The following is a 13,314-nucleotide window of genomic DNA, read 5'->3' on the forward strand; positions in this document are numbered from 1 at the left end:
TAATTGTTATGGGTTATGGTAAAGAGGCTTCACTTAACCAGAAAGAGGGCGGAAGGAAATTAATCCTTGCGCCTTTTTTGTTTTTATTGTATTATTCAATCAATGAGAATAAAGACATTCCTTCTTATACTATCAGCAGTAGCCTGCTTTCCCCCCCTCAAATTACACGCCCAGGTCAAAGGCATGTGGGTGGTGCGCTATTCCCTGACCAGCCCGACCAGCGTCAGGAAGATCGTCCGCTCGGCCCGGCAGGCCGGCATCACCGATCTGTTTGTCCAGTTCTTCGCCAAGGGCGAGGCCTATTACTATTCCCAAAACCTGCCCACCGCCGCTTGCGTCTCCAAGGACTTCGACCCCCTGGCCCTGATGCTGAAAGAATGCAAGGCCGGCGGCATCAAGATGCACGCCTGGATCAACGTCTACTTCATCTGGTCATCCGAGGCGGATCCCAGGGACCGGAGGCATGTCTATTACAAGGGCAAGGGGTGGTTCGCCGCCGATTCCGAGGGCCGTTCGTTAAAGGACTACAGCCAGAAAGAGCTGGACCGGAAAGGACTGGAAGGGGTCTATCTTTCAGCGGCCAGCCCCGAGGTCAAGCAATATCTTCGGGAACTGGTGCGGGAGATCCTCTTCAAATACGACGTGGACGGCATCCACCTGGACTACGTGCGCTACGGCAACCTCAACTATTCCTACGACCTTTCCAGCCGCAATGCCTTTTACAGCCAGTACAAGGTGGACCCCATGGCCTTTTTCACCGGGGACCCCGGCCTAAAGCCTTATTGGGATACCTGGTATCTGTGGAGGATGTACAACATCTCGGACCTGGTCTCCCAGCTGAAGATGGACATCGTAAAATTCAATCCCTGGGTCAAGCTCTCGGCTGCGGTCAAGCCCGATCCCGACGAGGCCCGGGCCGGTTTCGGCCAGGACTGGCCCAACTGGCTGCTGAACCGCTGGGTGGATTTCGTGGTGCTGATGGATTACTCCAAGGACACTCCCACCGTCCTGCGGCTGGCCCAGAAATCGGTGCGCTACAAGGGGGCGGGACAGGTCTACGTGGGGCTGGGAGCCTGGCGCGACAGCATGGAGGGTATCATGGAGAAGACCCGGGAACTGCGGCGGGCGGGCATCAACGACATCGTGCTGTTCTCCTACGACGGCCTGGCCCAGCGGGGGATAAGTTTTGAGGAACTTAAAGCCAGGGGGTTTTAACAGTAAACTGTGAATAGGGAAACGTGAATTGTAGAGAGGAATAGTTTGATGAATAAACAGAAAGCACTTAAATGGCTGAACCTGGCGCTGTTTGCGCTGTTCGCAGTCCAGGCGGTGACCGGGGTGCTGGCCTTTACCGGGCTGCTGGAGAACGCCGAGGTGGCCGGGGAGATACATGAATATGCCGGACTGGCCATGGTCCTGGTTGTCCTGGCGCACCTGTGGCTGAACTGGGGCTGGGTGAAACTTAACTTCCTTGCCAGAAAAAAATAGGAAATGGGAAATTGGAAACTGGAACTTTGTCCGTTGGACTTTGTTTGGGGCACCCTTTTGCAGCTAATTCCGGTAAAACCAAAAATCAGGGAGCAGTATGAGCCAGATACGACGCCTGTTTGAAGAGGATCTTGACCGCTATGTCAACATCGTGGCCGAGGCCTATCCCGGGTTCAAGATCGTCACGCCCGAGGACAAGCAAAAACTCAAGGAACGTTTGGTAAAACACCAGGAGGATGATCCCGGAGTCAGTTTCTGGGGCCTTTTCCGCGAAGAGAAAATGCTGGGCGGGATGCGGCTGCACGACCTGAACCTGCAAATGTACGAGACCCAGATCAAAGCCGGCGGGGTGGGGATGGTGGCGGTGGACCTGCTTCACAAAAAGGAAAAGATCTGCCGGGAGATGATCGCCTATTTTCTGGAACACTACCGCCAGAAAGGTTACAACCTGGCCACCCTGTATCCCTTCCGTCCGGACTTTTACAAGAAGATGGGTTTTGGCTTCGGTACCCGGGCCTTTCAGTTCAGGACCAGGCCCGATCAGCTGCCCAAGGGAAGCGCCAAGAGCCATGTCAAACGGCTGGAGACCGGAGATCTCAAGGAATATCTGGCCTGCGCCCGGCAGTTCGGCCGGGAGCATCACGGAATGATGGAGAAGACCCAGGCCGAGGCCGAGGGCCTGCTGAAAAGCCCGGATTCCAAGGTTTATGGATATAAGAAGGCCGACCAGGTATTGGGGTATGTGACCTTCTCCTTTAAGCCGGCCGACGCCAATTTCCTGCAGACCGAGATGGTGGTGCGGGAATTAGTTTATCAGGATCCGGAGGTCCTCATGGAACTGATGACCTTCCTGCACAGCCAGGCCGACCAGATTAAGCAGGTGGTCTTCATCACCCAGGATGAGCACTTGAACTGGCTGTTCGGTGACATCCGGGACGGCTCTGAGAACCTGATCCCGCCGCTGTTCCAGCAGACCGCCGCCGAGGGTTACGGGATGATGTACCGGTCGCTCAATACCAGAAGGCTGTTTGAGGAGATGAAAGGGCATAATTTCGGCGAACAGAACTGCAAATTGAAACTTAACATCGCCGACAGTTTCCTGCCGGCCAATGCCGGGGCGCTGGTGGCCCAGGTGGAGTTTGGCGCCCTGACCATATCAGACGAACAGGAATACGACGCGGAGATCTGGCTTGATGTTTCCGAGTTCTCCTCCCTGCTGATGGGAGCGGTGGATTACAAAACGCTTCACCGCCTGGGCCTGTCCCGGATCTCCGATCCGGCCTATTTGAACACGGTAGACCGGATTTTCCGGGCCCAAAACAAGCCCATCTGCTACACCTATTTTTAGCAGGTAATCCTCCTTCGCAGAATACTTCACCGCCGGATACTGGGCCCTAGGGCAAGCCCGGGATAAACATAGTCGAAGTATGGCGGGACTTTGTTTTATGCTTGAATGCAGGGTTGGATTGTGATAAAATAAAATTCTGCAATCAGCAAAACCAGGCATAATTTACGGGCCTTTTCAATACAACCAAAGGATCTATTTTGCAATTAGGAATCATCGGCCTGCCCCAGTCGGGCAAGACAACGATCTTCAACGCCCTGACCAAGTCCTGCATTAAAGTAGGTGAATACTCCACCGGCTGCGACGTCCACATGGGCGTGGTCAAGGTACCGGACCCCCGGCTGGACAAGCTGACCGCCATGTTCAACCCCAAGAAGAAGGTCCCGGCCACCATCACCTATGTGGACATCGGCGGCATGGCCAAGGGGGTCTCGGATTCCGGGGGACTGGGCACCGAGTTCCTGACCCAGATGCACAAGGTGGATGCCATGATCCTGGTTTTACGCGGCTTCGCCGACGCCTCCGGCGCCCCATCCCCGGTGGACGATTACCAGACCATTGCCACCGAGCTGCTGCTGTCCGACCTGTCCATGGTGGAGCGGCGGATCGAGCGGGTCAAAATAGACATTAAAAAAGTAAAACGGCCGGAGCTGGACAAGGAACTGGCGATCCTGGATAAATGCCGGGTCCACCTGGAGGCCGAAAAGCCGCTGCACATGCTGGACCTTTTCCCGGAAGAATCCAAGGCCCTCCGCAGTTTTCAGCTGTTGACCGAGAAGCCGCTGCTGCCGGTGCTGAATTACGGGGAAGGCGTGGATTACTCTGCCCTGCAAAGCGCCTTGTCCTCGGCCAGCGGCCAGGAGGCCACCGCCCTATGCGGAGCCATCGAGATGGACATCGCCCAGATGTCGGACGAGGAGGCCAAAGAATTCCTGGCCGAGATGAAGATCGCCGAGCCGGCCCTGAACAAGATGATCCGAACCTCGTACCGGCTGCTGGGCCAGATATCCTTTTTCACCGTGGGCGAGGACGAGTGCCGGGCCTGGACCATTCCTTTAAACACCAAGGCCCCCCAGGCGGCCGGGGCCATCCACTCCGACCTGGAGCGGGGATTCATCCGGGCCGAGACGGTCTCCTACGACCACCTGACCGAAGTAGGCACCTACGCCGCCGCCAGGGAAAAGGGCTATGTCAGGCAGGAGGGCAAGGAGTACATAGTCAAGGACGGGGACGTGATCAACATCAAGTTCAATGTCTGATCCTTCGATAGGCCAGGCACGGCGCCAACCTTAGGATGACATGTAAAACCATGAAGACAGGCTTCGTACAATTCAACCCGGCTTTCGGCCAGGTCAGCAAGAACCTCCAGACCATTCACCGGCTGGTCTCTTCCGTCAAGGCCGACCTGCTGGTGCTGCCGGAGCTGTGCCTGTCCGGTTATAACTTTGCCTCCAAGGACGAGGTCCGGCAGTTATCGGAAACCTCCGAAGGGCCTTCCATCAAAGCCCTTAAACTGCTGTCAAAGAAAACGGGGACCATCCTGGTGGCGGGATTCGCCGAGCAGGCCGGGAACAAAGTATACAATTCGTCCATTCTGATTCGTCCTTCGGGCAAGACCGATATCTATCGCAAGACACATCTCTTCTGGAATGAGAAAAAGTGGTTCATCCCTGGCGATACCGGTTTCAAGGTCTTCCGGGCCGGACAGGTGAAGATCGGGATGATGATCTGCTACGACTGGTTCTTTCCCGAGGCCGCCCGCAGTATGGCTCTTAATGGCGCCCAGATCATCTGCCACCCGGCCAACCTGGTCCTGCCTTATTGCCCAAGATCCATGCCGGTGCGGGCGCTGGAGAACAAGGTGTTCACCATCACCGCCAACCGGACGGGCCGGGAAAAGCGGGGACGGCACGACCTGCGCTTCATCGGGCAGAGCATAATGGCCAGCCCGGATCAGAGCATCCTGGCCAAGGCTCCCGGGAAAAACGAGGCCGTGAGGGTGGTTGACATCGACCCCAAAGTAGCGGATAATAAGAGGGTGACGCCGCTAAACCACCTGTTCCGCGATAGATGCCCGAAATATTATGTTTGAAAGGTTTGCCACCGCCTTTGGCGGGGTGCCGCCACAGGCGGCAAAATGTTGGAAATGCTATAACGGCTAAGATTTTCTTACTCAAAACTCTGTATTTTTGTGCATCTGTGGCAAAAAAGATATCTGACATAGGCGAGTTCGGCCTGATAGAACGGATCAAAAAAACGACTGGAAAAATTTCCAAGAACAGCAGGGTCCTGTTGGGAATAGGCGATGATGCCGCTCTTTTCAAGCTGACCCCGGGCAAAATATGCGCCGCCACAACGGATACCATGGTGGAGGGTATACATTTCGATCTTCGCTACGCATCGTTCTTTGACCTGGGATACAAGGCCATGGCCTCCAACCTTTCCGACATCTCGGCCATGGGGGGGAACCCTTCGTTGGCTTTGGTAACATTGACGCTTCCTTCAAAAACCAGCGTCAAGCAAATAGACCAACTTTATGCCGGAATGCAAGCGCTGGCAAAAAAACACGGGGTTGTTGTCGCCGGGGGCGACATCGTCAAAAGCCGGGAGCTCTCCGTAACCCTGACACTGCTTGGTGAGTGCGATCCCAAAAATACCGGACTGCGCTCCGGAGCCAGGTCCGGGGATGCAGTGCTGGTGACGGGCGATCTGGGGGGGAGCCAGGCGGGCTTTGAACTGCTGAATGCAAAATGCAGAATACAACCCTTCGATGTCGCTCAGGGCAAGAATCTAAAATTGGTTAGAAAGCACCTGCGGCCGGAACCCAGGGTAGCAGAAGCCAAGTTACTGGTTTCCCGGTTCAAACTGCACGGGATGATTGATATTTCGGACGGACTTGCCTCGGAACTGCATCACCTGTCCAAAGCCAGCAAGACCGGCATCATCATGGACCAGGGGGCCCTGCCGGTGGCAGAGCAGGCGATAATCATCGGGAAGATGCTGGGCCGCGATCCCCTAAGATACTGCCTTTACGGCGGGGAGGAGTATGAGCTGCTTTTCACCCTGCCGCCCCGGGAAGCCATAAAAGCCAAAGCCCAGATCCAAAAGCTGGGAACGGCCTGCACCATCATCGGGCGGGTGGTCAAAGGCGGTCAGGTCAGCATCATCGCCCAAAACGGCAAAAGAGAAAAATTAACAAACCAGGGTTATACCCATTTTTAACTCCAAAAAGCGGGAGACAAAAATGACCTTAAAGCAGATCTTCGCCATGGCTAAAAAGAACAAGGTGGAATTTGTCGCGGTAAAATTCGTGGACCTGCTGGGGAAATGGCACCAGATAACGGTTCCCTCTCACGAGCTTAAGCCGGAGCTTTTTGAGCGCGGCCGGGGCATAGGATTTGACGGCTCCAGCGTGGCCGGGTTTACCCAGGTCAAGGCCGGGGACATGATAGTGATCCCGGCCCCGGATACCGTCTTCATGGATCCTTTTGCCAAGCTGCCCACCCTGTCTTTCCTGGGCGAGGTGATAGACGTGGCCACCGGCGAGAAGTTCGACCGCAATCCCCGCTTTATCGCCGAGAAGGCCGAGCAGTACCTGGCCAAGACCGGCTACGCCCCCCAGAGCTTCTGGGGCCCGGAGTTCGAGTTCTACCTGTTTGATTCTGCTCGTTATCAGAACGATGCCCAGCACAGTTTTTTTGAGGTCGACGCCCGCGAGGCCCACTGGAACAGCGGCAAGGACGAAAACCCCAATTTGGGGAACAAGATCGCCCACAAGGGCGGCTATCATGCCGCACCGCCCCACGACCGGTTCTTCGATTTCCGTTCCTCTCTCTGCAAAACCATGGAACAGTGCGGGATACCGGTGAAATACCACCACCACGAGGTGGGCGGGGCCGGGCAGATGGAGATCGAGGTAATGTTCGACACCCTGACCAAGATGGCCGACCGGGCCATGCTGGTCAAATACATAGTCCGCAACGCCTGCTTCCAGGCCGGGCTGACCTGCACCTTCATGCCCAAGCCGCTGTTCGGAGAGCCCGGCAGCGGGATGCACGTCCACCAGTACCTGGCCAAGGACGGCAGTTCACTGTTCTATAAAAAGGGCGGGCTGGTGAACATGTCCGACCTGGCCCTGCATTATCTGGGCGGCCTGCTGAAGCACGCCCCGGCCCTGCTGGCCTTCACCAATCCCTCCACCAACTCCTACCGCCGGCTGGTGCCGGGCTACGAGGCCCCGGTCAGGTCGTCCTACTCGGTGGGCAACCGCACCGCGGCGGTCCGGATCCCCGGCTACCTGACCGATCCCAAGACCATGCGCTACGAGTTCCGCCCGCCCGACGCCACCTGTAACCCCTACCTGGCCTTTGCCGCCATGCTGATGGCCGGGATCGACGGTATCAAGAACAAAATAGACCCGGGCCAGCCGCTGAACAAGGACCTGTTCAGCCTTTCCAAGGCCGACCTGGAGAAGATCCCCACCCTGCCTGCCTCGCTGCCCGAGGCGCTGGAAGCCTTGCGCCGCGACCACCAGTTCCTGCTGCAAGGTGGAGTGTTCAATAAGGACCTGATAGAAGTCTGGACCCAGCTGAAGAGCAAAGAATCCGAGGTCCTGGCCCTAAGGCCCCATCCCTATGAATACGAGCTATACTACGACTGCTGATCTCATAAAACAAAAAGATCAAAACGGAAAAGGAGCCAAGATGAAAAAACTTATTGCGTTTGCGGCCGTTTTTGCCCTGTTGCTGGTCACGGCGGCAAACATAGCCGCCAGCCAGCGGGTGGTAGTGGCTGAGGATTTCACCGGCACCTGGTGTCCCTGGTGCCCCAGCGCCGCCCGGGGGCTTGACCAATTGCATGAAGAAACCGGAGATTCGCTGATTGTATTGGCATATCATGCCGGAGATCCTTATTCTACTGTCGAGTTGGACAGCAGGATTGCATATTACAGCGATCTGGTTCCCGGTTATCCGACAGTGATATTCGATGGTATTGACACCATTGTCGGGGGCAATACTACGACCATGTATGAATATTACCGGCCTTTATTTGACGGTCATAAGGCTGTCACCAGCCCGTTAGAGATAAACCTGGGCCTGTTAAGCCACGACCTTTTGGCGCGGACCGGAACCATGGAGGTGAAAGTAAAAAACACCGGGGCCTTCCCTGATTCGGGCACCCTGCATTTCATCGTGCATGAGAGGAACATCCCCGAGGTCTGGCAGGGCGGCTTGACGGAGGTGGATTTCGTGGCCCGGGATATGATCCCGGACCAGAATGGCGAAGCCTTTTCCTTGGCGGCTGGGGATAGCCTGGTGACCACCCGTGATTTCACCATTGCCCCGGATTGGGCCTTCGGCAACTGCCAGTTCGTGGCTTTTGTCCAGCGGGCTAACAGGCAGATAGTGCAGGGCTCCCAGCTTTATGGTCCGAGCCTTTCGCAGATAAGCGACAGTCTGGTGGAAGTGGGGAACGGCAACGGCTTCAATGAACCGGGCGAATCCTTAAATCTTTTTGTGCGAGTGAGCAACCGTTATTCCCCGACCACTGCCGCTGTAGTGGCTGCTTCGACCCCGGACACATTTGTTACCATCACCAATGGGTTGTGGGACATCGGGACAATGGCGGCCGGCGATACTTCCGACAATTATTCCACCCCGTTTTCCATCAATGTTAAATCTTCGGCCACCATGCCCGATGGACATCCCGTCACAGTGTATATATACAAGAAGATATACAGCTCGCTATATCAGGATACCATCATCAGTGATTTCGATTCGGTTAGTTTTGTGGTGGGTTCTCCGGCCGCGATATATTCCGAAAATTTTGAAGACGGACTGGCTGATTGGAAGGTAGGCTATACTGCTTACACTACCGGGACAAACTGGGATACCACCCAGAGTGATTACCACAGTGCCAACAGCTGCATAGTCAACTCCGAGTTCGGTGATTATGCCAACAAGCAGAACCGGTGGATCCGAATGCTGAACTACATAGATCTGACAAGTTATTCGGCGGCAAAATTATCATGGTACGAAAAATATGATATAGTTGCAGGGGACAAATGCCAGCCGGAAGTATCCACCGACAGTGCCGGAAGCACTTGGAGCACTCTGTCGGCATTTTATAGCGGGAGTGTCGGTTCCTGGCAGAAAAGAACAGTGGACATAACAGGTTACTGCAATAACAAAAAATATTTCCGGGTCGGTTATCGCCTTTTGACCGATACCATAAATGTGGCCAAGGGTTGGTATGTCGACGACATGACCATAGAAGGGTACTTGAAGACCGGGGTTGAGGGAAATCCCTTGGAAACAAACCTATCTGGTCCGGATTTGGTACTTTATAACTGCGTTCCCAACCCCAGCCGGGGAAACCTGAGCCTTAGCTACCAGATACCGGCCAGGGGAAGGATTGAACTCGGCATTTACGACATAACCGGTAGGCTGGTCAAAACGCTGATTAGTCAGACCCAGCCGGCAGGAAAATATCAGGTGAGCTGGGACGGCCGTAACGAGAAAGGGCAAAAAGCTGCCAACGGTGTTTATTTTTACAGCCTTAAAGCCGGGGACAGGACAGCCACCAAAAAGCTGGTGCTGATCAAATAAGAACTTATTTAGTGAAACCTCAAACCCACAACAGGAGCGTGATGGATAATTTATATGCCGTAGTTCTGGCCGGCGGGCGGGGGGAACGGTTTTGGCCCAAAAGCCGCAGCAACATGCCAAAGCAGCTTTTGACCCTGACAGGCCAAAGTTCAATGCTGGGCGAGACCCTGAAACGGGTGGGATCGCTGGCCCCGGTGGGGAGGCAGTGGGTGGTCACCGGCGAGGATCTAGTGAAATCCATAGAAAAGATAGGAATCGTTGGACCCCGGCTGATCGGGGAGCCGGCCGGAAAGAACACCGCTCCGGCCATCGCGGTGGCCGCGGCCGAGATCTCCCGGGAAAACGCCGAGGCTGTGATGATGGTTCTTCCGTCAGATCATTTCATCAACGACATTCCCAGGTTCCAGCAGGCTTTGGAGCAGGGCGTGGCGCTGGCCCGGCGGGGATATCTGGTGACCATCGGCATTAATCCGGACCGTCCCGAGACCGGCTATGGTTACATCGAACGGGGCGAGATGTTGCCCGATTGCAGTATTCCTTGCTTTGTAGTCAAGAGTTTCAGGGAAAAGCCGGACCAGGTCACCGCTCAAAAGTTCGTCAAAAGCGGTTACTTTTACTGGAACGGAGGGATCTTCGTCTGGAAGGCCAAGACCATTCTGGAGCAGATCGAAAAGCATCTGCCGGAACTATCCAAAAAACTGAACGCCTGGCAGAAGCTTGGTGGTTTAAGCGCCGGTCAGGAAAAATTCGCAGAGTTCTACCGCGAAGTGGAAAAGATATCAATCGACTATGGAGTGATGGAGAAGGCGGAGAGAGTGGCGGTGATAAAGGGAGATTTCGGCTGGGACGATCTGGGGTCCTGGGAGGCAGTGGAGCGTTTCCATCCCCGGGATCAGCACCAGAATGTGCTGGTGGGCAACTGCCTGGCCATAGATTCCCAGAACAACCTGGTCTACAGCGACGACGGGGTAGTGGCAGCGCTGGGGCTCAAGGACATCATCATCGTGCAATCCCAGGGCGCAGTGCTGGTCTGCCACCGGTCAAAAGTGCAGGAGGTTCGCAAGGTACTCGAAGAATTGAAGAAAATGCCCGACGGGAAGAAGTTCATGTAGGCAGATATTATTACAATAGACGAGACAGGATTGGCATGATTTTTTCATCGGGACAAACCAAGGATATTATTCATGCGAGCAAGGGATAAATCAACCGTATTTCCATTCACTTTTTTGTCTATTACACAGGAGATCTACCCAAAAATGAAGCACAAGATCCTTTTGGCTGCGGTCCTGCCACTGATTTTCGCGGGATGTTTCGGCAAAAAGCAGGAAGTTCAAAAGCCCCTGGCCGAGCCGGTGGCCGAGGCTCCGGCCAAAACACCATTTCCGGAACAGCCGGCCGCCCAGGCTCCGGCGCCCCAGTCTGAAGCCCCGGCCCCGCAGGATAACTCCGGGATGACGATACCTTCCGGCAGCAAGGGGCCGGTGAACCAGGTGTACGGATGGCGAGTTCAGCTGTTCGTCTCCGGCTCCATCGAGAACGCCCGCCGGGTGGCCGAGGAGGCCCGCTGGAAGTTCAAGGACCAGCAGATCTACATCGCCGAAGCCCTGCCCTATTATAAGGTGCAGGCCGGCAACTGCCTGACCCGCCAGGACGCCGACAATCTTAAGGCCCGGGCCAAGGCCCTGGGCTATCAGGGATCATTCGTAGTGGAGATGGACCTGACCCGTTGATGCCAGGCGACCCAAAGAATAATTTATAAGGAACCCATGAAACCAGTAGATTTTTCATGCCCTTCTCTGCCTGCTTTTACACTACGGCGGACAGGCTGGTTTCCTTATGGTATCCGGTTAATCCGGATCAGGAATCTAAAGTTTTTACTGCCGGCCGTTTTGATGATGGCCGGTCAGGCATTCTGCCAGATGACTTTGCACAAGGCTGCCGATCCAATGGGGCAGGATGTCTCCGGCGACCGGCAGGTGGTGGTGGCCGGAAGGGAGGCTTCCCAGCCTTTGGTGGTCCAGGTCACCAATGCCAAAGGCAAACCTCTGTCCGGGGTCAAAGTACTGTTCGATGTGGCCGGGGGCCAGGCTGCACGGCTGGATAGCACCCAGGCCAAAACCGATATCCAGGGCTATGCCCGGTGCCGGGTCACGTCCCTGACCGGTCCCCAGCCGGTCTACATCAACGCCTGGCTGGCTGGCAATCCGGAGCGGAGGGTGACCTTTACTCTGCACTCTTTTCTGCCTCACTGGTGGCTGTTCGCTCTGCTTGGTTCTTTGGGCGGGGTGGCCCTGTTCCTTTTCGGCCTGCGCTTCAGTTCCCGGGGCCTGCAAAAGGCGGCCGGGGTCAAGTTAAAGCAGATGCTGTGGAGCCTTACCGACAACAGCCTGATGGGGATGGGGGTGGGGGCCCTGGTGACGGTGATCATCCAGTCGTCCACCGCCACCACCGTGATGCTGGTCTCGCTAACCAATGCCGGGCTGATCGGCCTGCGCCAGGTGCTGGGGGTGATCCTGGGGGCCGACATCGGCACCACCGTTACCGTTCAGCTGATTGCCTTCAAGCTTTCCGACTATTCCCTGATCCTGGTGGCTTTGGGGTTTTTATTGATGACCATTGCCGGCAAAAAGGCCTGGCGCTATTATCCCCAGATAATGTTCGGGGCCGGGTTGATATTCTTTGGGCTTAAACTCACCTCCGAAGCCATCGCTCCGCTAAAAGTTTTGCCCTGGTTCACCCAGATGTTCCTGCACCTGGATGGACGGCCCCTGCTGGGCATTTTGATCGGCACGGCCTTTACCCTGCTGGTCCATTCCAGCGCCGCTACCATCGGGATCCTTCTGACCCTGGCCTTTCAGGGACTGATCCCGCTGCCGGCCGCCATCCCGGTGATCATCGGGGCCAACATCGGCACCTGCGGCAGCGCCCTGATCGCTGCCTGGGGCCAGACCAAGGAGGCGGTGCTGGTGGCCTGGGGCCACACCATCTTCAAGGTCGGGGCCGGACTGCTGGCCTTCATTCTGATCAATCCCTTTACCTCATTGGTGCTCCGGATGGGCGGGGAACCGGCCCGGCAGATAGCCAACGCCCACACCTTGTTCAACCTGGCGGCGGCTTTGATCTTTCTGCCCTTCCTGATACCTTACGAAAAACTGCTGCGGCGGATAGTCCCCGATCAGCTGGACCGCCCAAAAGCCTTCGGGCCAAAGTATTTGGATGAAAGGGTGCTGGAAACCCCGTCCCTGGCCATCGGGCAGGTCTCCCAGGAGATATTAAGAATGGCCGACATAGTCAAGGGAATGCTGGGCCGTTCCATGGAAGCCCTGGAGAAGAATGACACCCAGCTGCTGCAGCAATTGGTGGATGAAGACGACAAGGTGGACCTATTGGAGGAGGCCATCACGCCCTATGTGGCCAAGATCGCCCAGCAGGAACTTTCGGGCGACCAGTCGGACCGGGGGATCAAACTCTTATATGTGGTCAACGATCTGGAGCATATCGGTGACGTGATCAGCAAAAACATCATGGGCCATGTCCGGAAAAAGATCGACGGACAGTTGGCCTTTTCCCAGGAGGGCTTGTGTGACCTGCGGGATATCCACCGCCAGACCATGACCACCCTAGACCTGGCCATCGGGGCCTTTGCCGCCAATGATGCCGGGCTGGCCCGCCGGGCACTGGAGCGCAAGGATATTGTCTACGTCATGGAACGGGAGTTTTATAAAAAACATTTGGATCGGCTGCAAAAGGGTTTGAAGGAATCCCGGGAGACCAGCACCATTCACCTGGACCTGCTGAGCGACTTTGAACGGATAAACTTCAATGCCAGCCAGATGGGGGCTTCCATCCTACCCAAGGAATAATGCCAGTTTA

At 55.9% G+C, this 13,314-nt stretch carries 11 protein-coding genes; all 11 read left to right on the top strand.

Annotated elements, in window-relative coordinates; all coding sequences use genetic code 11:
• Positions 1-183 precede the first annotated feature (183 nt).
• The 11 genes from HZA73_02470 to HZA73_02520 all read left to right on the top strand — a co-directional run bounded on the left by HZA73_02470 (position 184) and on the right by HZA73_02520 (position 13,304).
• Positions 184-1,215, top strand: a complete 1,032-nt coding sequence (locus HZA73_02470) for a family 10 glycosylhydrolase (protein MBI5804892.1) — start codon at positions 184-186, stop codon at positions 1,213-1,215.
• A gap of 48 nt (positions 1,216-1,263) precedes the next feature.
• A complete protein-coding gene (locus tag HZA73_02475) occupies positions 1,264-1,488 on the top strand; it encodes a DUF4405 domain-containing protein (protein MBI5804893.1) in 225 nt (74 codons plus the stop codon).
• A 97-nt stretch (positions 1,489-1,585) separates the two neighbouring features.
• Positions 1,586-2,836, top strand: a complete 1,251-nt coding sequence (locus HZA73_02480; GenBank protein MBI5804894.1) for a GNAT family N-acetyltransferase — start codon at positions 1,586-1,588, stop codon at positions 2,834-2,836.
• Positions 2,837-3,033: 197 nt separating this feature from the next.
• The gene (gene ychF / locus HZA73_02485) at positions 3,034-4,092 is read left to right on the top strand and encodes a redox-regulated ATPase YchF (GenBank protein MBI5804895.1); all 1,059 of its coding nucleotides are present in this window, start codon (positions 3,034-3,036) and stop codon (positions 4,090-4,092) included.
• 50 nt (positions 4,093-4,142) lie between these two features.
• The gene (locus HZA73_02490; GenBank protein MBI5804896.1) at positions 4,143-4,925 is read left to right on the top strand and encodes an acyltransferase; all 783 of its coding nucleotides are present in this window, start codon (positions 4,143-4,145) and stop codon (positions 4,923-4,925) included.
• Positions 4,926-5,032: 107 nt separating this feature from the next.
• Positions 5,033-6,055 (top strand): thiamine-phosphate kinase, encoded by a 1,023-nt coding sequence (gene thiL / locus HZA73_02495; GenBank protein ID MBI5804897.1) that lies wholly within the window; start codon positions 5,033-5,035, stop codon positions 6,053-6,055.
• 22 nt (positions 6,056-6,077) lie between these two features.
• Positions 6,078-7,496, top strand: coding sequence for a type I glutamate--ammonia ligase (glnA, locus tag HZA73_02500; GenBank protein MBI5804898.1), 1,419 nt, complete (start codon positions 6,078-6,080; stop codon positions 7,494-7,496).
• A 40-nt stretch (positions 7,497-7,536) separates the two neighbouring features.
• The gene (locus HZA73_02505; protein ID MBI5804899.1) at positions 7,537-9,441 is read left to right on the top strand and encodes a T9SS type A sorting domain-containing protein; all 1,905 of its coding nucleotides are present in this window, start codon (positions 7,537-7,539) and stop codon (positions 9,439-9,441) included.
• Between the two features lie 41 nt (positions 9,442-9,482).
• Positions 9,483-10,553 (top strand): mannose-1-phosphate guanylyltransferase, encoded by a 1,071-nt coding sequence (locus HZA73_02510; GenBank protein ID MBI5804900.1) that lies wholly within the window; start codon positions 9,483-9,485, stop codon positions 10,551-10,553.
• A 144-nt stretch (positions 10,554-10,697) separates the two neighbouring features.
• Positions 10,698-11,171: an SPOR domain-containing protein gene (locus tag HZA73_02515; GenBank protein ID MBI5804901.1), complete on the top strand. Its 474-nt coding sequence runs from the start codon at positions 10,698-10,700 to the stop codon at positions 11,169-11,171.
• A 189-nt stretch (positions 11,172-11,360) separates the two neighbouring features.
• The gene (locus HZA73_02520; protein ID MBI5804902.1) at positions 11,361-13,304 is read left to right on the top strand and encodes a Na/Pi symporter; all 1,944 of its coding nucleotides are present in this window, start codon (positions 11,361-11,363) and stop codon (positions 13,302-13,304) included.
• The last annotated feature ends 10 nt before the right edge of the window (positions 13,305-13,314 follow it).

This window comes from candidate division TA06 bacterium (assembly GCA_016235665.1).
Lineage (GTDB): Bacteria > Edwardsbacteria > AC1 > AC1 > EtOH8 > UBA5202.

Bases quoted from the DNA above. Each gene is read 5' to 3' on its own strand.
- HZA73_02470 (MBI5804892.1), top strand. From the start codon at position 184: ATGTGGGTGGTGCGCTATTCCCTGACCAGCCCGACCAGCGTCAGGAAG.
- HZA73_02475 (MBI5804893.1), top strand. From the start codon at position 1,264: ATGAATAAACAGAAAGCACTTAAATGGCTGAACCTGGCGCTGTTTGCG.
- HZA73_02480 (MBI5804894.1), top strand. From the start codon at position 1,586: ATGAGCCAGATACGACGCCTGTTTGAAGAGGATCTTGACCGCTATGTC.
- HZA73_02490 (MBI5804896.1), top strand. From the start codon at position 4,143: ATGAAGACAGGCTTCGTACAATTCAACCCGGCTTTCGGCCAGGTCAGC.
- glnA (MBI5804898.1), top strand. From the start codon at position 6,078: ATGACCTTAAAGCAGATCTTCGCCATGGCTAAAAAGAACAAGGTGGAA.
- HZA73_02505 (MBI5804899.1), top strand. From the start codon at position 7,537: ATGAAAAAACTTATTGCGTTTGCGGCCGTTTTTGCCCTGTTGCTGGTC.
- HZA73_02510 (MBI5804900.1), top strand. From the start codon at position 9,483: ATGGATAATTTATATGCCGTAGTTCTGGCCGGCGGGCGGGGGGAACGG.
- HZA73_02515 (MBI5804901.1), top strand. From the start codon at position 10,698: ATGAAGCACAAGATCCTTTTGGCTGCGGTCCTGCCACTGATTTTCGCG.
- HZA73_02520 (MBI5804902.1), top strand. From the start codon at position 11,361: ATGACTTTGCACAAGGCTGCCGATCCAATGGGGCAGGATGTCTCCGGC.